This is a genomic window from Bacillus daqingensis (genome assembly GCF_042654445.1).
In the GTDB taxonomy this organism is placed as follows: Bacteria; Bacillota; Bacilli; order Bacillales; family Salisediminibacteriaceae; genus Alkalicoccus; species Alkalicoccus luteus.
The window spans coordinates 225,655-245,696 of the sequence record NZ_JBHSGK010000005.1; the positions used below are offsets into that span (position 1 = coordinate 225,655).

General features: G+C 52.4%; 18 protein-coding genes. 9 read left to right on the forward strand and 9 right to left on the reverse strand.

Features of this window, described 5'->3' with window-relative positions; genetic code table 11:
* Positions 1-23: 23 nt before the first annotated feature.
* Positions 24-776, forward strand: a complete 753-nt coding sequence (locus ACFO4L_RS07425) for an SDR family NAD(P)-dependent oxidoreductase (RefSeq protein ID WP_377909058.1) — start codon at positions 24-26, stop codon at positions 774-776.
* A 96-nt stretch (positions 777-872) separates the two neighbouring features.
* Here ACFO4L_RS07425 and ACFO4L_RS07430 read toward each other — a convergent pair whose 3' ends face one another.
* From ACFO4L_RS07430 to queF, 3 genes are all read right to left on the reverse strand, one after another.
* Positions 873-1,571: a DUF429 domain-containing protein gene (locus tag ACFO4L_RS07430; protein WP_377909059.1), complete on the reverse strand. Its 699-nt coding sequence runs from the start codon at positions 1,569-1,571 to the stop codon at positions 873-875.
* The gene (locus ACFO4L_RS07435; protein ID WP_377909060.1) at positions 1,568-3,088 is read right to left on the reverse strand and encodes a cryptochrome/photolyase family protein; all 1,521 of its coding nucleotides are present in this window, start codon (positions 3,086-3,088) and stop codon (positions 1,568-1,570) included. The genes ACFO4L_RS07430 and ACFO4L_RS07435 overlap by 4 nt, the downstream gene beginning before the upstream one ends.
* Before the next feature lie 672 nt (positions 3,089-3,760).
* Positions 3,761-4,249 carry a preQ(1) synthase gene (gene queF / locus ACFO4L_RS07440; RefSeq protein ID WP_377909061.1) on the reverse strand — a complete coding sequence of 163 codons (489 nt, stop codon included), beginning with the start codon at positions 4,247-4,249 and terminating at the stop codon, positions 3,761-3,763.
* A gap of 126 nt (positions 4,250-4,375) precedes the next feature.
* Between queF and fdhD the strand changes: the two genes are divergently transcribed.
* From fdhD to ACFO4L_RS07455, 3 genes are all read left to right on the forward strand, one after another.
* Positions 4,376-5,176 (forward strand): formate dehydrogenase accessory sulfurtransferase FdhD, encoded by an 801-nt coding sequence (gene fdhD / locus ACFO4L_RS07445; RefSeq protein WP_377909062.1) that lies wholly within the window; start codon positions 4,376-4,378, stop codon positions 5,174-5,176.
* A 232-nt stretch (positions 5,177-5,408) separates the two neighbouring features.
* The gene (locus ACFO4L_RS07450; protein ID WP_377909063.1) at positions 5,409-6,593 is read left to right on the forward strand and encodes a class I SAM-dependent rRNA methyltransferase; all 1,185 of its coding nucleotides are present in this window, start codon (positions 5,409-5,411) and stop codon (positions 6,591-6,593) included.
* A gap of 137 nt (positions 6,594-6,730) precedes the next feature.
* Complete coding sequence (locus tag ACFO4L_RS07455; RefSeq protein ID WP_377909162.1) at positions 6,731-8,326, forward strand: glutamine--tRNA ligase/YqeY domain fusion protein; 1,596 nt, start codon at positions 6,731-6,733, stop codon at positions 8,324-8,326.
* A 174-nt stretch (positions 8,327-8,500) separates the two neighbouring features.
* On the opposite strand, the gene ACFO4L_RS07460 is transcribed toward ACFO4L_RS07455, so the two are convergent.
* The 4 genes from ACFO4L_RS07460 to ACFO4L_RS07475 form a co-directional block, all read right to left on the reverse strand.
* Positions 8,501-9,166 (reverse strand): type 1 glutamine amidotransferase domain-containing protein, encoded by a 666-nt coding sequence (locus ACFO4L_RS07460; protein ID WP_377909064.1) that lies wholly within the window; start codon positions 9,164-9,166, stop codon positions 8,501-8,503.
* Between the two features lie 65 nt (positions 9,167-9,231).
* Positions 9,232-9,933 carry an aspartate/glutamate racemase family protein gene (locus ACFO4L_RS07465; RefSeq protein ID WP_377909065.1) on the reverse strand — a complete coding sequence of 234 codons (702 nt, stop codon included), beginning with the start codon at positions 9,931-9,933 and terminating at the stop codon, positions 9,232-9,234.
* Complete coding sequence (locus ACFO4L_RS07470) at positions 9,920-10,267, reverse strand: PilZ domain-containing protein (RefSeq protein WP_377909066.1); 348 nt, start codon at positions 10,265-10,267, stop codon at positions 9,920-9,922. Before ACFO4L_RS07470 ends, ACFO4L_RS07465 begins: the two co-directional genes overlap by 14 nt.
* Before the next feature lie 17 nt (positions 10,268-10,284).
* Positions 10,285-11,463 carry a M20 family metallopeptidase gene (locus ACFO4L_RS07475; protein ID WP_377909067.1) on the reverse strand — a complete coding sequence of 393 codons (1,179 nt, stop codon included), beginning with the start codon at positions 11,461-11,463 and terminating at the stop codon, positions 10,285-10,287.
* A gap of 148 nt (positions 11,464-11,611) precedes the next feature.
* Here ACFO4L_RS07475 and ACFO4L_RS07480 point away from each other — a divergent pair, with 148 nt between their 5' ends.
* The 5 genes from ACFO4L_RS07480 (at position 11,612) to ACFO4L_RS07500 (ending at position 16,383) form a co-directional block, all read left to right on the forward strand.
* Positions 11,612-13,069: a circularly permuted type 2 ATP-grasp protein gene (locus ACFO4L_RS07480; RefSeq protein ID WP_377909068.1), complete on the forward strand. Its 1,458-nt coding sequence runs from the start codon at positions 11,612-11,614 to the stop codon at positions 13,067-13,069.
* Positions 13,062-14,009 carry an alpha-E domain-containing protein gene (locus ACFO4L_RS07485; RefSeq protein WP_377909069.1) on the forward strand — a complete coding sequence of 316 codons (948 nt, stop codon included), beginning with the start codon at positions 13,062-13,064 and terminating at the stop codon, positions 14,007-14,009. The genes ACFO4L_RS07480 and ACFO4L_RS07485 overlap by 8 nt, the downstream gene beginning before the upstream one ends.
* Positions 14,010-14,036: 27 nt before the next feature.
* The gene (locus ACFO4L_RS07490; RefSeq protein WP_377909070.1) at positions 14,037-14,891 is read left to right on the forward strand and encodes a transglutaminase family protein; all 855 of its coding nucleotides are present in this window, start codon (positions 14,037-14,039) and stop codon (positions 14,889-14,891) included.
* A 147-nt stretch (positions 14,892-15,038) separates the two neighbouring features.
* Entirely contained in the window at positions 15,039-15,986 is a 948-nt protein-coding gene (gene coaA / locus ACFO4L_RS07495) for a type I pantothenate kinase (RefSeq protein ID WP_377909163.1), read from the forward strand.
* 16 nt (positions 15,987-16,002) lie between these two features.
* Positions 16,003-16,383, forward strand: coding sequence for a RidA family protein (locus ACFO4L_RS07500; protein WP_377909071.1), 381 nt, complete (start codon positions 16,003-16,005; stop codon positions 16,381-16,383).
* A 716-nt stretch (positions 16,384-17,099) separates the two neighbouring features.
* Here ACFO4L_RS07500 and ACFO4L_RS07505 read toward each other — a convergent pair.
* Positions 17,100-18,449, reverse strand: a complete 1,350-nt coding sequence (locus ACFO4L_RS07505) for a YjiH family protein (protein WP_377909072.1) — start codon at positions 18,447-18,449, stop codon at positions 17,100-17,102.
* A gap of 183 nt (positions 18,450-18,632) precedes the next feature.
* On the reverse strand, positions 18,633-19,979 hold the full coding sequence (locus ACFO4L_RS07510; RefSeq protein WP_377909164.1) for an alanine/glycine:cation symporter family protein: 1,347 nt from the start codon (positions 19,977-19,979) through the stop codon (positions 18,633-18,635).
* Between the last annotated feature and the right edge of the window lie 63 nt (positions 19,980-20,042).

Sequence of the window (20,042 nt, forward strand, 5' to 3'; positions counted from 1 at the left end):
AACAATACTGGAGGCGGATAGGAATGGAACACTTTGAAGGGAAGGTTGTTCTCGTTAACGGCGGGACTTCCGGAATCGGCGCAGAAGCCGTCAAGCAGTTTGCTGAACGCGGTGCGCGCGTTTACTTCACAGGAAGACGGGAAGATGAAGGAAAATCCGTGGAGCAGGAAGCCGGAAGCACTGCCCACTTTCATAAAGTTGATAACACGAATCGTCAGGAAGTAGCTGATTTTTTTGAGAAGCTGTTGGAAGAAGAAGAGCAGATCGACATTTTGTTTAACAACTCAGGCGTCCTTTCACTTGGCAGTGGCCCGCTCGCACGGGTAAAGGAAGAAGACTGGGATGAACTCATCGCAGTGAACCAGACCGCGTTGTTTCTGTATATGAAGTATACGCTTCAGCAAATGCAGAAGCAGAAATCCGGTGCGATCATTAACAACGCCGCTATCCTCGGAAACGACAAAGTCAATCCGATGCTTCCGGCATACAGCGGAACAAAGGCAGCCGTTAAAGCCATGACGAAAAGCACGGCGCTGCGTTTTGCGAGACAAGGTATACGCGTCAACTGTATTTCTCCCGGTCCTACAAAGACAAAGCTGGCCGTGAAAGCATATGGGAACGAAGAATCCTTTGATAAAGCCTCAAAGGAAGCACCGCGCGGATCGTATGCCGATCCATCTGAAATTGTCGCAGCTGTCCGGTTTTTAGCCTCAGACGCTGCCTCTTATGTCATTGGCACCGAGCTCGTCGTTGACGGCGGGTACTCGTTGAAATAGATTGACCCGGGAGAGGTACCGCGGACTTTCCGGGTCCTATACGATGCAAGCTGATAGAAGGGGCTGCTCCGGGATTGACCGCGGAGCAGCCCCTTCTTATGCACGGAGCCGTACAAGCATCATATTCATCGGCTGGCCGAGCCTGTCGTGAAGCGGTTCAGGGTCAAGCGGCTCCCGGATTAAGGCGGGGTGGGATGCACAAAGTGCCAGCACGGCTGCATCGAGCAGGTCATCCGTGGCAAAGGCAGACCGCGGGTACTGCCGGAGCGTGTCGGAAAAAAAGCGACGTACGCCGGGATCGAGCGTTTCAAGCAGCGTAAGCCGCTCTTCGCGGCCTTCGGGCTGCTTTTTTTTGGACAATACGGGACCTTCATTCAGGCAGGCAAATAACAGCTCCGGATGGGCCTCGGTTAAAGCGAGAATGTTTGCAGCTTCTCGAGCTTCGGCGATTTTCGGCAGGATAAACCAGCCCTGCTTCTGCAGTCCGGAGCCGGTCAGCTCTTTATGGAGCACGTTCGCTTCAGGATAGGAAGCTGCTTCCAGCACTTCCTCAGCCGGCACCGGAAACACAGTTGAACCTCGGCCGGGAAGCCGTTTTCGAGCCAGTTGTTCTGTTCGGCGCGGATAGCTGCCGGCGGAAGGGAGCCCGATCGGAATATCGATCCAGATGGCCCCGTAGTCCCCCGCTGCAAGCTTACTCAGCTGGGGGAGCAGAAAAGCGCCGGTGAGCCGGCCGTTCTTTGAGGTCACTGCAATCCAGCCCTGGCGGCATCCGTCCAGTCCGGCTGCAATCAAAGCGTTCCCTCCTCCATCCGCTTCATGTTCAGCTTGACGGTGTCCTTCTGCTGCTTCGTATCCTCTTCACTGCGATTGTCTACGTGCTTGTAAATCATGCCCATGCGCTGGTTGCTGCGGAACCTGTCTTCGTGCCGTTCAAGAAAGTCCCAGTAGAGCGCATGGAACGGGCAGGCGTCTTCGCCGTATTTTTCTTTCACGCTGTAGCGGCAGTCACCGCAGTAGCGGCTCATCTTCTGGATGTAGTTTCCGCTCGACACGTACGGTTTAGTCGACATCAGGCCGCCGTCCGCGTAAAGCGCCATACCCAGCACGTTCGGAAGTACAACCCAGTCGTGCGCATCCACATACATTTCATTGAACCAGTCGGACACCTGCTTTGGCTCAATACCGGCCAGATTTGCAAAGTTGCCGAGCACCATCAGCCGTTGAATGTGATGACTGTAGCCGTGATCCACGACCGCGCTGGTGCATTCCTTTAAGCAGTTCATCTCGGTGTCTGCCGTCCAGTAAAAGTCGGGCAGGTCGCGCTTGTGGTTCAGCTCGTTTGTATTCTCATAGTCCGGCATTTTCCGGATGTAAATGCCGCGGATATACTCTCTCCAGCCGATAATCTGACGGATAAAGCCTTCGACAGCATTAAGCGGAGCCTGCTCATCGTGATACGCCTGCTCCGCTCTGCGTACAACATCGAGCGGGTCCAGCAGCGCATTGTTGATGGAAGTCGAGAGCAGCGAGTGGGCCATAAACGGATCTCCCGGAATCATCGCGTCCTGATAATCACCGAACAGCTCGAGGCGGTTTTTCATAAAATCCTCTAAAAAAGCCTCAGCGGCATCGGCTGTAACCGGATAATGAAAGGTCTCCAGTGTGCCGTACGTGTCAGGAAAGTTTTTTTCGACCTCTTGTATCACGTCTTTTGTGATTTGATCCGGTTTTGGCCAGTCAGGGTTCGGAAATTCCATATCTTTTTTCGGCTTTTTGCGGTTGTCGGCATCGTAGCTCCACTTACCGCCAATTGGTTTTTTCTGCTTCGTCAGCAGCACGTCCATGTCTTTGCGGAATTTGCGGTACAGCTTGTCCATCTGCCAGTTTTCATTGTCTGGAAGAAGCGATTCCCATTCATCGCGTCCGATTAAAAATCCACCTTCCTCCGTCGTATGCACGTCCGTATCTTTCTGCGCCTTCACCCATTTCCGAACGTCCTGCAGCCGATGGTAGTCGGTTGGTTCATGCAGGTAAAGCTCGTTTGGACGATACTGATTGACGTGCTTGTCGAGCCCTTCTGAGAACGTATCGGCCGTTCGGTAATCCACTTTGTAGCCTTTCTTTTCGAGCTCCTCTTTAAAATGGCGCATAATCGAAAAAATGAGGACGAGTTTTTGCTTATGATACCCTTTCCACAATTTTTTTGAATGCTCCTCAACGAGCAGCACCGTATCCTCTTCTTTATCAAACGACTCGAACCAGGGCTGCCGGAGCGAGCACTGATGACCCATCAGCCAAAGCGTTGCCAACATAACCGCCTCCTTCTCCTTTCTCCATACCCCATCCATCCCTCTGCAATCCGTTCATTGATATATGTAAACGAAAGACTCATCACAAATGACAGCACAAGGTCCTGAATCAGCAGTAGAGGAGACAACAAAAAAAGCCGCTCAAGAGGCGGCTTCAGAGTGTTGATAACGTCATTTCAGGTGAATAACCTTGCATCTGCGGATACTCATTTTCCGGAGGGAATGGGCTCGGCTTTCACCTCGTTCTGATCCTCCTTTAGTCGAGGTCCTTCGATTTGGCAGCTGGCAGTCCGTTTGAAACGCCTGGTGATGATTCAAACGAGCTTGTTCCATATGGATAAAACCTTTATATAGGCAACACTTCGATGTCGAATAGGGATGCCAGTGCTTCAAATATTCACCAAAAAAGCAAAAGAGCTGCAGCGTCTAGCGATCGGGACGTTTTTTTCCATTAAACAAACCCGTTTTCCCGTCGTATCCGGCGGGGACGCCTGTGGAATAAGCGCAGCCTGAAGATCCTTTCTCAGGGGTTTCCCCTGAGAAATAGCTGAAGGCAAGCCCACGGCAAGCTTCCGCCGGTAAGCAAAGGGGAAATACAATCAATTGAATAAATATATAAGCTGATTGACTTTCTCAACAGCCTGAAGCCGCCCAGCAGGCGGCTTAAGATGGCTATCGGTGGTCGATGGTTTCCGGGTACATGTCGTGGTTCATCATGCGGTGCTCGGCCATTTTTTCATATTTCGTGCCGGGCTTGCCGTAGTTCGTGTACGGGTCGATGGAAATGCCGCCGCGCGGCGTGAATTTACCCCAGACTTCAATGTAACGGGGGTCCATCAGCTTGACGAGGTCGTTTAAAATCGTATTCATGCAGTCCTCATGAAAGTCGCCGTGGTTGCGGAAGCTGAACAAATACAGCTTGAGCGATTTGCTTTCCACCATGCGCTCATCCGGAATGTAGCTGATATAAACGGTTGCAAAGTCCGGCTGGCCGGTTTTCGGACAGAGGCTTGTGAACTCCGGACAGTTAAATTTAACAAAATAATCGCGGTACGTGTGGCGGTTCTCAAATGCCTCCAGAATGTCCGGATCATAATCCATTTTGTAATCAACGTTTGTATTGCCGAGCAGCTCGACTTCTTCATCGCGGCTGTGTGCCATGCGTATCGTTCCTTTCCTGTCTGTCGTTTCGTTGTTTATCTTACATCGTCTGCGCCAATTTTGCCACCCAAACCCGTCCGGTGCTACAATGAAAGCACATACATAATCAGGAGAGGGGCGGACGGCATGAAAGAAACAGCTTCGGAAAACGTAAGCGGCACACGATTGATTCACACATACGAAGGCGGCGGATGGACCGAGCAGGAGGACGACATTGCGCTCGAAGCGCCGGTGACGATTCACGTAAATGGCGACGAATTTGCCACACTGCTTTGTACCCCTTCTTATATGGAAGACATGGTTTACGGCTTTCTTTTGTCAGAAGGCGTGATCCGTTCGGCAGATGACGTGACGCGGCTTGATATTTCGGAGGAAAAGGGCATCGTGCACGCCGATGTAAAAGAAATGCTGCCGCTTGACCGTCTCGGGGTGTCGAAGCGGGTCATCGGCTCCTGCTGCGGAAAGAGCAGGCAGTTTTACTTTGAAAACGACCGTCGAACGGCTAAAACGGTTTCCAGCCCGGTGCGGATTCGCCCCGAGCAGATCATCCGCCTGATGAAGGAAATGCAGGAAGGATCTGCAGACTTTCACGCTACCGGAGGCCTGCACAACGTTGGATTGGCAACGGCAGACGAACTGCTCGTCACCCGATCCGACATCGGCCGGCACAACGGACTCGACAAGCTGTTCGGCTACAGCGTCCGGCACCGTATCAGCTTAAAGGATAAAGTGATTGTGTTCAGCGGCAGGCTTTCCTCTGAAGTGCTGCTCAAGGTGTCTAAAATCGGGGCTGGTGTTGTCCTCTCCAAGTCGGCTCCGACCTCGCTCGCCCTGGATCTGGCAGATGATCTCGGCATTACGGCAGTCGGCTTTATCCGCCGGGACCGGTTCAACGTGTACACGCATCCAGAGCGGATTGACGGCTGACCGCAGTTGCGAAGCCGCCTGAAATATGGTAGCGTTAGAGCATTCGAACCGATGGAGAGATGCCGTATGGTAACCGTCCGCTCCGTGCATGTCCAACAGCAGAAGTAGCTCTGCCTGAACCGCTGTCAAAAGCTGGATCAGGGAGGGCTTACACGTATGTAACCGCAGACGCTGGACCATGTGCATGGGAGCCGTGCGGTTTTTTTGTGTTCGTAAAGAGAGGATGGGTACCATGGAAGAAAGACGACTGACCGCCCTGCCGGAAACGGTAGAGCAGTATCAGGCCGGGTTTCCGCTGCTGACAGAAGAAGCGGTCGGGAACCGGACTGATTTAGAAGAAGGAGAGCTGTTCACGCTGGAGGCGCCGGACGGAGATTTTCTCGGACGAGGCTATATCGGCAAGCAGAATAAAGGCATCGGCTGGATTTTGACGAAAAAGGAAAACGAACAGATTGATGAACAGTTCATTTCCAAAAAGCTGATGATGGCGATCAGCCGGCGGGGAAACCTGCTTGCCTCAGAAGAAACGACCGCATTTCGGGTCTTTAACGGAGAAGGAGACGGATTCGGCGGTATTCTGATTGACTACTACGCAGGCTACTACGTGCTGCAGTTCTACAGCCTGGGAGCATACTCCTTCCGCCAGCAGTTTATCGATATTTTGACGCAGACGATGGACCCTGCCGGTATCTATGAGAAAAAGCGCTTTTCCGATGATCAGGAAAAGCAGCAGAGCGACTTTGTCAGCGGCAATGAAGCACCGGCACCGCTTCCTATTAAGGAAAACGGCATGAACTTTGCCGTCTACCTGGACGATGGGGCGATGACAGGCATATTTCTCGATCAGCGTGACGTAAGAAAAACGCTGCGGGATGAATGGGCTGCAGGCAGCACAGTTCTGAATACGTTCAGCTACACCGGAGCATTTTCAACAGCGGCGGCTCTCGGAGGAGCTGTTTCAACCGTAAGCGTAGACGCTGCGAACCGCAGCCGTGAGAAAACCGCGGAGCAGTTCCGCCTGAACGAAATCGACATGGACAGCCAGACGATTCTCGTAGATGACGTGTTCAGCTGGTTCCGCAAGGCGGCTTCCCGCCAGCAAACGTATGATATCGTCGTCCTCGACCCGCCGAGCTTTGCCAGGACGAAGCAGACGATGTTCCGTGCCGCCAAGGATTACGGGCGTCTGGTAGAGGATGCGCTTGAACTGATGGAGCCGGGATCGCTGCTGATTGCGTCTACGAACCATGCAGGACTGCCAAGGTGGCGCTTCCGCCGTCAAGTTGAACAGGCCTTCAAAGCGAAGGACCGCCGCTTCCGAATGGAAAAGCAGTTTTCGCTGCCGGAGGATTTTCTTGTTAATGCCGATTATCCAGAGGGAGACTACCTGAAGGTTCTTGCAATGAGAGTGCTGTAGCATGCAGGCTGGATCGTGACAGGATAAAAAAACACAGCGTCCGGCAGCAACGCCTGCCGGAATGACAGATGAAGAAAGGTGATGGAACCGTGAGCGAAACACACACTCATTTTATTAAGCATATTGTGTCAAAAGACATGGAAGAGGGCGCGTACGATGAAATTGTAACGCGCTTTCCGCCGGAGCCGAACGGCTATCTGCACATTGGCCACGCTAAGTCGATTGTCTTAAACTTTGAGCTCGCTGATGAATTCGGGGGCCGTACGAACCTTCGCTTTGATGACACGAATCCGCTGAAGGAAGACGTGGAATACGTTAAGGCCATTAAAGAAGATATTGACTGGCTCGGCTACGAACCGGAGGAAATCCGCTTTGCATCGGACTATTTTGAGGAGATGTATAAACAGGCGGTTCATTTGATCAAACAGGGACTGGCATACGTCGAGGATCTGTCTCAGGACGAGATCCGCGATATGCGCGGAACGCTGACTGAGCCGGGCAAGGAAAGTCCATCCCGCTCCCGCAGTGTAGAAGAGAACCTGGATCTGTTTGAGAAGATGCGCGCAGGAGAATTCGCGGACGGAGAAAAGGTGCTTCGCGCGAAAATCGATATGAGCTCGCCGAACATCAACCTGCGTGATCCGGTTATTTACCGTATTTCTCACACGACGCATCACAATACCGGGGAGACGTGGTGCATTTACCCAATGTATTCGTTCGCCCATCCGCTTGAGGATGCGATCGAAGGCATCACACATTCGATATGTACGCTGGAGTTTGAAGACCAGCGACCGCTGTATGACTGGGTGGTTGCACATGCGGAAAACTTGTCGGAGCCGAAGCAGATTGAATTTGCGCGGCTGAACCTGACCAATACGGTCATGAGCAAGCGGAAGCTGAAACAGCTCGTTGATGAAAACATTGTAGACGGCTGGGACGACCCACGGATGCCGACAATTTCCGGCCTGCGCCGCCGCGGTTTTACACCGGAATCAATCAAACAGTTCTGTCGTGAGATTGGCGTAGCGAAGGCGGACAACCTCGTAGATTTCCGCATGCTGGAGCATTTTCTGCGCGAGGATTTAAAGCTGAAGGCGCCGCGCACGATGGCCGTGCTCGATCCGATTAAAGTTGTCATTACCAACTATCCGGAAGGACAGGTGGAATGGCTTCCGGCAGACATCAATCCGGAAAATGAAGACATGGGTATGCGTGAAATTCCGTTTTCCCGTGAAATCTACATCGAGCGGGAAGATTTCATGGAAGACCCGCCGAAAAAGTATTTCCGTCTCTATCCAGGCAACGAAGTACGGATCAAGCACGCCTATTTCATTAAGTGCGAGGACGTCATCAAAGACGAGAACGGCCGCATCACCGAGCTTCACTGCACGTACGATCCGGAAACAAAAAGCGGGTCCGGCTTTAATGCCCGCAAAGTAAAAGGCACGCTGCATTATGTCGAAGCAACACGCGCCGTGCCGGCAGAGTTCCGACTTTACGAGCCGCTCATTGGCGATGAAGCCGGCGGCGACTTCATGGAGCACGTCAATGAAGACTCTGTACAGATCCACCGTGGATTTGTCGAGCCGAACATGGCAGATGTACAAGGGAATGACAAATTCCAGTTTTTCCGCCACGGCTACTTCAACGTTGATCCAAAGGAAAGCCGGAAAGACCATCTGGTATTCAATCGGATCGTAAGCCTGAAAAGCTCGTTTAAGCTAAACGGATAAGTGAAAGCAGCCTCTTTAACGGGGCTGCTTTTTTTCCTAGGCGCAGCGGTGCTTTGGCACCAAGCGTTGCAGGTGAACATCAGCACAGCGCGGGGCACGTACGTTAACAGCACAGGTTCTTCATCCCGCTAAAAAAGATCAAAAAAAGGCTGCCGCAGCAGCCTTTCAAACGGTTTAGCGATTTTCGACAGCATCGATGACTTTACGGGCAACGCTCTCACTCGACATTGGATTCTGTCCGGTTACGAGGTTTCCGTCGCGAATGGAAAAGTCCGTCCACTTGTCCCCGCCTTCAAACTGCGCTCCTTTTTCACGAAGCGTAGACTCAAGCAGGAACGGCACGGCGCCTTCGAGACCCATATCGCGCTCTTCCTCGTCCGTAAAGGCATTGACGCGGCGGCCTTTTACGAGCGGGGTACCGTCGGAAAGCGTCACGTGAACGAGCGCTGTCGGTCCGTGGCAGACGGAACCGATTACGCGGTCCTGTTCAGCGTGCTCCCGCAAAATGCGCTGCAGCAGCAGGTTATCCGGAAAATCGAACACGGTACCGTGGCCGCCTGGGAGGTAGACCGCATCGTAGCCGGCGGAAACGTCTTCCTCAGACAGCTTGTCCGTGTTTGTCAGAATAGACTGGGCCTCCTGCCACTCAAGATTCTCTTCTTCCGGCAGACTGTTCGGATCAAGCGGAACCTGTCCACCGTCGATGCTTTTCACCGTTACATCATATCCTTGTTTTACAAAAGCAGCGTAAGGAGCTGCATATTCTTCCAGCCATAGTCCGGTATCATTTCCGGCAATTTTGTCTGAGCTTGTGACAACGATCAATACTTTTTTACCCAAATCGAAAACCTCCTTGCAGATTAGCCTCGTGGACTCTACTGGCTGATTCCCGCAAACAGGAGATGTTAAACGCCGGAGACTGCTTCTTGAAACAGCCGGTCAACGTGAGCCTGAACAGTTGATACGAACGGCAGAATATCGCTTTTTGCCGCAAGTTCCAGTTCCGTGCAGCCTAGCAGCATGCTCGTACAGCCGGCGTCGCGCCCGTGGCGCGCGCACCGTTCGACGAGCGCCTCGGTATCGGCGGTGACGATGCCGGACGTAAGCTCGCTGAATATCTTTTTATGCAAGTCCTGCTGCAGCGGTGCAGGCAGATAAATGGGTTCAATCCCTCTGTCCCGAAGCGCTTGGTCGTAGAGACGGTGATCGACAGTGAAGGAGGTGCCGAGAACAAGAATCCGCGAGGCAGACACCGCTGCAGCCGCGGCTTCTGTGATCGACATCACAGGAATAGACACAGCCTGTTCCACGTCGCGGATCCGAAGATGCACCGTGTTGGAAAGAATACCGATAAACCGGGCGCCGCTCTGCTCCAGCCGGACAGCAGAATCCGCGAGCATGCGGCCGACGGCATCCCAGTCACCGTCATGCTGATATGTCGTTACCTCATGAAAAGGGAGCGAATCAATCAGGCAGGGAAGGGATACGCCGCTGCCGAACGTCTGCTGAGTCTGTTCCTGCAGCAGCCGGTAGTACATAGCGGTCGTTTCCCAGCTCATTCCGCCGATCAAGCCTGCTTTTCGCAGCATCCGTTCAGGCTTTTGCATAAGCCTTCAGCGCCTTGACGACGGCGTTGCCGTCTGTCGTTTCGTCAAAATCAACTCCGTAGATGTATTCGCCAAGCTCCTTTCGCTTCCAGACAACTTGTCCAATTGGTTGAAGCTCGGTATCTGCGATCGTAAAGGTAAAGGCGAGCATCGTTTCGTCAGGCAGATCAAGCGGTGTGCGAAGGCGCAGTCCGCCTGCACTCAAGTTCAGCAGCACGCCTTTTCCAGGCTTTGACTGCAGCGTCTTCCCCTTGATTCCGCTTATAAAAAAGCTCGTATCGTGCGGTACGCGGAACACGTACCGGAATGGTTCCTGTCGTTTAAACGGACTCATGCTCATTCCTCCCCGGGTTAACGTATCGAAAAGGTTTGCCGGAATTCCCGCCTGATATCCTGGACGAGCTGCTCACGCGTCAACAGCTCCAGACCGGTCAACGCAAGTGCTTTGGCACCGATGATCATGCCATTAAACCCTTCCCGGCTGAGCGCGGCGTCCCGAAACTCCTCGGTGTGGGGGGTCAGCGGCCTGGACGTGATTTGCACGTATGGATGGATGGCAGGGCAGCGCTGGCTGACATTCCCCATATCGAGGGAGCCGCTGCCGTTATCCTCTTCAAAGATGACATCGGGTTTTATGCCGAGTTCCTGAAGCTGTTTCGTAAAAAGGCCGGACAATGTTTCGTTCGTCTGCATGTCGTCATACGAGTATTCGTAGTTTTGAATTTCGAGCTTAGCTCCAGTGGCAAGTGAAGCAGCACGCGCAGCCTCTTTCACCCGCTCAGAAACAGGGTTTAAGGTGCTTCTCGTGGCAGCGCGCACATAAAACTGAGCCGAAGCAAACTCCGGTACGACATTGGCCGCCTCTCCTCCGTTTGGGATAATCCCATGAATGCGGACATCGTCTGTTACGTGCTGACGCATCGCATTTAAGCTGTGGAACAGCTGCAGCACCGCGTCGAGCGCATTGATTCCTTCTTCAGGAGCCGCGGCTGCGTGAGCCGGCCGTCCATAAAACGAGAACTCCAGCGCATCCATCGCAAGCGAGGTACCGCTTTTCACATAGTCGGAAGACGGGTGAGCCATCATCGCGGCATCGAGATGATCGAACATGCCTGCATCGGCCATCGTAACTTTTGCGCCGTTCGTTTCTTCAGCAGGCGTACCGTATACGTAAATGGTGCCGCCAGTTTCGTCGACGACCTGGGCGAGGGCCATGGCGGCCGCCGCACTCTGCGTGCCGATCAGGTTATGGCCGCAGGCATGTCCGATGCCGGGAAGTGCGTCATACTCACACATAAATCCGATCGACGGGCCGGAGCGGTGGGAGTGGTACACTGCCTCAAACGCCGTCTCCGGCTGCCCGGAAAGCTCCCGCTTCACGTGAAATCCAGCCTCCTCAAGCAGGTCGGTAAGCGCTACTTTGGCTTTGTATTCCTGGTTGCCAAGCTCCGGGTTCGTGCCAATATACTGGCTGATATCGTAAAACAGCCCTTTGCTGCTGTCCAGATAGCGTACAATTGTGTCTTTCATGAGGAATCCCCTCTCTATTGCGTTCTTGTCCCTACTTTACCCTATGTCCTTTCAGGCGACAACTGACGGCATTTATTAGCAGGAAAAGCCGCACAGACGTCGAATAAGTAAAAATATGAATTTTCAAAAAATACCTGGAGGCGAGCTTATGCTGAAAAATTATCCGGCCGATGGATATTATGATGAGATGGTAGAAGCGGCGGGCAAAGTCAGACCGCACTACGAGAAGTTCAGACGGATTTTAGAAGAGCACGCACTGGATGAACTGAATGAGAAACACGAAACGGCACAGCTCAGCTTCCTGAGACAAGGCATTACGTTTACGGTTTACCATGAGGAAGGCGGGACGGAACGGACGATGCCGTTTGATCTCGTGCCGATTATCATTGATCACAGCGAATGGCAGAACATTGAAGCCGGGATTAAACAGCGGGTCACAGCGCTTAACTATTTTTTAGAAGATATTTACAACGAAAACCGGATTGTGGAAGACGGAATTATTCCAAAGGATCTGATTAAGCAGAATCAGTACTACTTTGAAAAACAGGCGTCGGGACTTTCCCTTCCGCACAAAAATCATATTTTTCTTGCGGGAATTGATTTAATCCGGGACGGGGAAGGCACGTACCGGGTGTTAGAGGATAATCTGCGCAACCCGTCCGGACTGTCGTACGTGTTTCAAAACCGGTTCGTCATGCGGAAGGTGTTTCCCGAGTTTTTCTTTGAGCACGCTATTCGGACGCTGGAGCACCAAATGTCGCACCTTCACAAGGCGCTGCTTGCGCACGTTCCGGAAAATTCACCGAACAAAGCGAATCCGCAGGCCGTTCTGCTGACCCCGGGCATGTACAACTCGGCCTACTATGACCACGTGTTTCTCGCACAGCAGATGGGGATCGAGCTCGTAGAAGGACAGGACCTGCTCGTCAAAGACGACGTCGTGTATATGAAAACTGTCCGCGGACTGAAGCGTGTTGATATTATATACCGGCGCATTGACGATGATTATCTCGATCCGGAGGCGTTCGATCCGGAATCTGCTTTAGGAGTTCCCGGGCTGATGCGCGCGGTTAAATGGGGCAACGCAGCGGTCGTTAACGCGGTCGGCAACGGCGTGGCGGATGACAAAGCCATGTATGCATACGTACCGGAAATGATCCGCTACTATATGGGAGAAGAGCCGCTCATTCCAAACGTGGACACGTACTTCCTGAGCGATCCGAAAGTGCGTGAAGATGTGCTTGGACGCCTGGAGGAGCTCGTCATTAAAAACGTAGGGGCTTCAGGCGGCTATGACATGCTGATCGGACCGCAGTCGACAGCGCGCGACCGGGAAATCTTCCGCGAAAAGATTCTTGAAAATCCGCATCAGTATATCGCCCAGCCGACGATCCAGCTCTCGCGCGCGCCGGCCTTCCAGCAGGGACGCTTTTATCCGTGCCATGTGGACCTGCGGGTGTTTGCTGCCGGCAGCGACCATATTCACGTGCTGCCAGGGGGACTGTCCCGAGTGGCGCTCAAGGAAGGCTCGCTTGTGGTGAACTCGTCACAGGGAGGCGGCGGCAAGGATACGTGGGTGCTGAAAGGAGAGGAAGTCCATGCTTAGCAGAGTTGCGTCCAGCTTGTTCTGGATGGCCAGAAACGTCGAGCGCGCAGAAAGCAATGCACGTGTTCTTGAAGCGAGGCTGATTAATGCACTGGAGACACAGGAATATGGTAAGGTATCTCTGAGTGACTGGGAGGCAGTTGTCGAAATTTGCGCATCCAAGGTTGATTACGAGGCTAAAGGAGGCACCTTTACAGCAAAGGAAGCTGCTTCGTACATTTCCTTGGCGCCCGAAAACATCAACTCGATCCGCAATTGTCTGGAAAATGCGCGCTTTAATGCGAGGGCGGTACGCGACCATATCCCGGAAGATTTCTGGTACGTGCTGAATGAGCACTATCTGTCCTTCCGCGGGGAGCCGTTTACCGACTGGAACATGCGCCGCATTCAGACCTTCCTGCAGGACACGCAGCGGCTTTCCTTTACGCTGCAGGGAATTATCGAATCCTCCATGCTTCGGGAAGAGGCCTACCAGTTCATCAAAATAGGCAAATGGTTGGAACGAAGTGAAAAAACAGCACGCGTGCTGAACGTGATGTGTGAGAAAACGAAAGAGGCAGAGCAGGAAGCGAACGCCAATTACTACTACTGGCTGAGTGCGCTTCAGTTTTTAAATGGCTACAGCGCTTATCTGAAGCGGTTCCCGCCGACGATGGATCCGGAGTATGTCATTCCGTTTCTGATCTCCTACGAGCAGTTTCCGCGTTCGATTGAATACTGCATGGAGCACGTCAGAGAAACCATTATGAAACTCGAAGGGGGCCAAGTGTCCCATTACTCAGAGGATCTGTTCAAATCGCTTGATCATGTAAGCAGCGAATTTATGAAAATTAAATTTCAGCGGCTTTCCAAAGAGGAAACGGGTCAGTTTCTGGACCGCTTTCAAAACGATTTAAACCGGATCAGCTCTGTTTTCTCAAGCACGTACTACTTCGTCTAACGTCAGCCGTACCAGAGGTGGTAACACGTGAAATATAAAATAGAACATACCAATGAATTCCGCTACGAATCCTCCGTTGATCAAAGCTTAAACCGGATCCGGCTGAAGCCGCGCACCGACGAGTGCCAGCGGCTTCTTTCCTACTATCCGGAGATCACCCCGGTGTCGCTCACGAAAGAGCATACGGACATATGGGGAAACAACGTCGAGACCTTTTTTATAGCTGAGCCGCATCACGAGCTGCACATTAAAACGACGTCTTATGTGAGCATTCAGAAAAGCCCGTTTATCCGCGTCATTCCTTATACGGATGAAATGAAGGCGATCTATCATTCTGATTTGTTCCATAAGCATTACCTTGCGTACCTTGCGGAAACAGATTATACCTACGTGCCGGATGAACAGCTGCAGGAAATGTGGAACGTGACCGGCTCCAACGGCAACCCGGTGCAGTATGCGCTGGATGTGATGAAATATATGCACGAAACGATCACGTACGACCCGGAAGCGACTGAAGTCCACACGAAGGCTCACGAGGCATTTGCTTTGAAGCGGGGAGTCTGCCAGGACTTTACCAATATTATGCTCGGGGCGCTCCGATCCCGGAAAATTCCAGCCCGCTACGTCAGCGGCTATTTATATGTCGGCGAAAATTCGGCGCTGGTCGGCGACGCAGCGACCCACGCCTGGGTAGAAATGATGGTGCCGGGGATCGGCTGGGTCGGTCTCGATCCGACGAACAATGTCGAGGCGCTGGAGCAGCATATCCGCGTCGGTGTCGGACGGGACTACAACGATACGAGTCCAGTCGAGGGAGTGTACCGGGGCGGGTCGCATACGCTTGACGTGAAAGTAGCCGTTCAGCTCCTGGAGCAGAACTAAGGTCCTCTTTCTGTGTACGGCACTGGATATTTCGCTGGTGGAAAGATATAATCAGGAAAGCGGTTCCAGCTGCGGAGCGGGTAGTCAGGCAGCTGGAGATGTGAGAAAATATGCCGTACACCATTTTTGAATGAGGGATGGAACATGATGATGGATGTGAAGGACAACATAACGCCGTTTACGACGTTCTCCAGAACGGAATGGGCGGCACTGCGTGAATCATACCCGATGGAAGTAACGCCGGAGGAGCTGGAGCGGCTGAAGGGTGTCAACGACGTGCTGAACATGGATGAGGTCGCTGACATTTACCTGCCGCTGACCAGGCTGCTGCACCTCCATGCGATCGCTTCGCAGGAGCTGTACCGGAGCCGGTCGGTGTTCCTGCAAAAGCAGGAAAAGAAAGTGCCTTATATTATCGGCATTGCCGGAAGCGTTGCTGTCGGAAAAAGCACGCTGGCACGTGTTCTTCACACTCTGTTGTCCAGATGGGAGGATCACCCGCGGGTGGATCTTGTCACGACGGACGGATTTCTGTATCCCAACGCTACGCTGGAAAAGCGCGGCATAATGAACAAAAAAGGCTTTCCGGAAAGCTACGATGTCCAGAAGCTGCTCGCGTTTTTATCGGACTTGAAGTCTGGTAAAGCGCAGGTCGAGGCACCGGTTTACTCCCACATTACGTATGACGTAAAGAAGGACGAAAAACAAATTGTCAAGCAGCCGGATATTGTGATTATCGAAGGAATCAACGTCCTGCAGCCGCCGCGTCCGGTCAGTCAGGAGGATGAAGTGGCCGTTTCCGACTACTTCGATTTCTCTATCTACGTGGATGCCGATGAAACAGACATTTTCCGCTGGTACGTCGAACGGTTTAAGAAGCTTCGGGAAACGGCATTCCGCAATCCGGCTTCCTATTTCAGGCGTTATGCTGATTTGAACGACGAGGAGGCATATACGTTTGCCAAAGATATTTGGGACAGAATCAATCATCCCAATTTGACCGAAAATATTCAGCCGACGAGGCACAGGGCAGACCTGATTCTTCGAAAAGGAGAGCATCACCTCGTTAACCAAATCAAAATGAGAAAGATATAGCAGGGAGGCGTCAAACATGCAAAAAAACATTATTCATACGAATCTCGCTCCGGAAGCGATTGGCCCGTATTCCCAGGCGGTCGAAGTAGACGGAGTCATTTATACGTCCGGCCAGATTGGCCTTAATCCGGAAACCGGCGAGCTGGCTGAAGGAGTGGAGGACCAGGCGCACCAGGTTATGAAAAACGTCTCTGCTGTGCTTGAAGCAGCCGGAGCCGATACGTCCACTATCATCAAAGCGCTTATTTTTCTGCAGAACATGGACGATTTTACTGTCGTCAATGAGATTTACGCTTCGTACCTGCAGGAGCCGTATCCGGCCCGAAGCGCTGTAGAAATTTCCAGAATGCCAAAAGGAGCGCTTGTAGAGGTTGAAGTCATCGCCAAAAAAGCATAGCCGATGGTAAAAGCTCCCAGGTCTCGCTGGCCTGGGAGCTTTTAGACTGTGGATTAAGTCTTTCAACTTACATGTTTATTCGTTTAGTTATATTTTCCCTGTGCTTACCTAGCCTGCCGTGGGCTGGTCTTCAGCTATTTCTCAGGGTGACCCCTGTTCAGAAGGGAGAATGGCGCGGATTCACTCGGACCCAGGCTTCTTATAAAGAAGCCTTCTAGAGCCAGTCCGGCTCCGCTCGTGCGTTGAAACCGTTCGCAGATCTGAACGGCACGGGATCTTCAGACTGTTTGTTGCGACTCCGCCGGACACATCGGGAAAACGGCTCTGCTTATTGGGGAACAACGTCACAATAGGCAACCGCGACTACTTTTTTTCGTTTATCATGCATTCGATGAAGGATTGGCATCCCTATTTAACATCGAAACGTCTCTTCCGGAAGATTCTATCTGTATGGAAGCCGATCGTGCCTTCATAACCAGCACATGAAACGCACTGCCAGCTGCCGACATCGAAGGTCCTCGACTCCTGGAGGATCAGAACGAGGCGAAGATCCAGCGCTTTCGACAGCAGGAGAAAGCGGTTAGCTGAGCCCGTTCCCTCCGGAAAGCGAGGGTCCGCAGATACAGGCAGGTGTAAGGTTATTCACCTAAAATGACTTTATCAATACTCTGAAGCTCCCAGGTCTCGCAGACCTGGGAGCTTTTTCTGAGTCGTTATTAAAAGATAAGGTGGGCGATGAGCACCACGACCGGGAGCGAAATAAGCGTACGCTCCAGAAAAATAATAACGAGGTCGCGGAAATTGACCGGAATTTTTGATCCAAGCAGCACGCCGCCGACTTCTGACAGAAAGATCAGCTGGGTTACGGAGACACAGGCAATAATGAAGCGCGTCATGTCGCTCTCGATGCCGGAAGCGAAAATAGCCGGCAAAAACATATCGGCAAAGCCGACAACAAGCGTCGCTCCGGCTTCGGCTGCTTCCGGCACCTGCATCAGCTGCAGCAGCGGTACAAACGGCGCGCCGAGCCACGTAAACAACGGCGTGTTTTCAGCGAGAATAGTCGCGATGGTCCCGAACGCCATTATGATCGGCGCGACCGCGATCCACATGTCGAGAACGGTTCGCCCGCCCTGCGCGAAAAAGGCGGCAGGACTGCTGTTTTTCGCGGCGCGTTTGGAAGCCATATCAAACCCGAATCGAACGAGACCGAACGACTGGCCGCGGTATTCCTGCGGCAGTGTTTCATCGAGCTTTTCCGTAGCTTCATCGATATAGCTGTTCGATTTCCACGAGAGCGGCGGGATACGCGGCATGATCAGAGCGGTGACGAGACCAGCTGCAATCACCGTTCCGTAAAACTCAAAAAACATATGCTGAAGCCCGACTTCCTCAATGACGACGAGCGCAAAGGTGATGGAAACGACAGAAAAAGTCGTCCCGATGACCGCCGCTTCACGCTGGGAGTAATAGCCTTCCTGGTACTGTTTGTCGGTCAGAATGACACCGATCGTCCCGTCTCCGAGCCAGGACGTTAACGAGTCGATAGAGGAGCGTCCGGGCAGCGTAAACAGCGGACGCATGATCTTCGTCATCAAGCCGCCGAAAAACTCCAGCAGTCCGAAGTTTAATAAAAGCGGCAGGAACAGACCGGCGAACAGAAAGATCGTAAACAGCGTCGGGAGCAGGTCTCCGAACAGAAGGCCGCCCGTAAATTCACTCCATACCATCTCAGGCCCGATTTGAAAATACGTCATGACAACAAACACAGAAGCAAGAAAACGTACGGTAAACCAGAACCAGGAAACATCAAACAGCCGCTGTAAGAATGCATGTTTATCCATTGCCTGCGGCCGCACTGTTTTAATGATGAGCGAGCCGATAAAGCTTATCAGAATGACGAGAACGATTAAGACCGGCAGCACGTTTCCAAGCAGATCACGCAGCCCGGACGATAATATGGCGATCGGAATCGTAAAGCCTTCATCTGTCGGGATCGGTGTCATAAACAGCAGCACCCCGATCAGGGAAAATACAATAAATTTAAGAGGGGAGTATCCTTTCATGATGAACCCCATCCTTTCCAATTAGCATCTTCATTCACAAGAACTAATTCTAATAGATGAAAACCGGAAAATCAATTATAAATATACGATTATAATGAATGAATTTGCGTTTTTTCATCTTCAGGCTAACAGGATGAAAAAAGCCGCCTCCCAGTTAAAATAAGGAGACGGCCGGTGTACGCGTTATTTACGTGCAAGATCACGTTCTTTTTCTTCGCGCGCCACTTTAAGGAATTTATTCGTTTCTGCCACAACAACCCCTGTCAGACCGAGCAGGCCGATCAAGTTTGGAATCGCCATCAGTCCATTCATCACATCAGCGATGCCCCAGACGAGGTCAAGCTCGGCAACGGCCCCGACGAAGATGGCAGCCACGAAGGCAGCACGGTAATACGGAACTGCTTTGTCGCTGAACAGGTAGCTGAAGCACTTCTCTCCATAATAGGACCAGCCAAGAATGGTAGAGAAGGCAAAGAATACAATACCGATGGCAACGATGACACCGCCTGCTCCTCCGAGGAAGAGATCAAAGGATGCGGATGTTAAGGCAGCACCTTCCGGACCGCCGATGTACATGTCACCCATGACAATGACGATACCAGTGATCGAACAAACGATGATCGTATCAATGAACACTTGCGTCATCGAAACGAGTGCCTGACGTCCAGGATAATCGGTACGCGCAGCAGCGGCTGCGATCGGAGCAGAACCGAGACCGGCTTCGTTCGAGAACACGCCTCGTGCGACACCCCAGCGGATGACAGCACCGATCGCACCGCCGGCTACAGCCTGCCCGGTGAAGGCATCGGTAAAGATATAAGCCACAGCACCAGGAACAAGCTCCCAGTTTAAAATCATAATAATGAGTCCTGCGAGTACATAAAAAAGAGCCATGAACGGAACGATAAATGCGGTTGCACGTCCGATCGCGCGGATGCCGCCAAGAATAACAAGTCCGGCGAGTACCGTCAGTACAAGGCCGGTAACAGTCGCATTGACGTTAAATGTTTCCGTGAGCGCTCCGGCAACGGAATTGGACTGTACCATGTTTCCGATCCCGAATGCGGCGATTGCCCCAAACAGGGCAAACAGTACGGCCAGCCATTTCAGGCCGAGCCCTTTCTCAATATAGTACATCGGACCGCCGGAAAACTGTCCTTTTGAGTTCTTCTCCCGGTATTTAACCGCGAGAATGGCTTCTGCATACTTTGTCGCCATCCCGAACAGGGCACTTAGCCACATCCAGAAAACAGCACCAGGTCCCCCGAGCACGACCGCTGTTGCGACACCGGCGATGTTACCTGTACCGATCGTCGCCGCGAGGGCGGTCGTCAATGCTTCGAAGTGACTGATATCCCCTTCTGATTTTTTATCCTGCTTACTTGGGCTGAAGGCGAGCTTCAGACCGTAAAACAACGTGCGGAACTGTAGAAATCCAAGCCGTATTGTTAAGTAAAGCCCTGTTCCGACAATAAGAATTAACGTCGGAATCCCCCAGACGACATCACTGATGGCGCCGATTACATCCATAAGCCAGTCCTGCAATGAAAACTACCCCCTTTAATATGTAAGTAGTTTCATTATATTCCGAAA

Excerpts from the sequence above, each read along its gene's own strand:
- ACFO4L_RS07470 (WP_377909066.1), bottom strand. The coding sequence starts at position 10,267 with ATGAGTCCGTTTAAACGACAGGAACCATTCCGGTACGTGTTCCGCGTA.
- ACFO4L_RS07475 (WP_377909067.1), bottom strand. The coding sequence starts at position 11,463 with ATGAAAGACACAATTGTACGCTATCTGGACAGCAGCAAAGGGCTGTTT.
- fdhD (WP_377909062.1), top strand. The coding sequence starts at position 4,376 with ATGAAAGAAACAGCTTCGGAAAACGTAAGCGGCACACGATTGATTCAC.
- ACFO4L_RS07465 (WP_377909065.1), bottom strand. The coding sequence starts at position 9,933 with ATGCAAAAGCCTGAACGGATGCTGCGAAAAGCAGGCTTGATCGGCGGA.
- ACFO4L_RS07450 (WP_377909063.1), top strand. The coding sequence starts at position 5,409 with ATGGAAGAAAGACGACTGACCGCCCTGCCGGAAACGGTAGAGCAGTAT.
- ACFO4L_RS07455 (WP_377909162.1), top strand. The coding sequence starts at position 6,731 with ATGGAAGAGGGCGCGTACGATGAAATTGTAACGCGCTTTCCGCCGGAG.
- ACFO4L_RS07480 (WP_377909068.1), top strand. The coding sequence starts at position 11,612 with ATGCTGAAAAATTATCCGGCCGATGGATATTATGATGAGATGGTAGAA.
- ACFO4L_RS07500 (WP_377909071.1), top strand. The coding sequence starts at position 16,003 with ATGCAAAAAAACATTATTCATACGAATCTCGCTCCGGAAGCGATTGGC.
- ACFO4L_RS07510 (WP_377909164.1), bottom strand. The coding sequence starts at position 19,979 with ATGGATGTAATCGGCGCCATCAGTGATGTCGTCTGGGGGATTCCGACG.
- coaA (WP_377909163.1), top strand. The coding sequence starts at position 15,039 with ATGATGGATGTGAAGGACAACATAACGCCGTTTACGACGTTCTCCAGA.
- queF (WP_377909061.1), bottom strand. The coding sequence starts at position 4,249 with ATGGCACACAGCCGCGATGAAGAAGTCGAGCTGCTCGGCAATACAAAC.
- ACFO4L_RS07485 (WP_377909069.1), top strand. The coding sequence starts at position 13,062 with ATGCTTAGCAGAGTTGCGTCCAGCTTGTTCTGGATGGCCAGAAACGTC.
- ACFO4L_RS07425 (WP_377909058.1), top strand. The coding sequence starts at position 24 with ATGGAACACTTTGAAGGGAAGGTTGTTCTCGTTAACGGCGGGACTTCC.
- ACFO4L_RS07505 (WP_377909072.1), bottom strand. The coding sequence starts at position 18,449 with ATGAAAGGATACTCCCCTCTTAAATTTATTGTATTTTCCCTGATCGGG.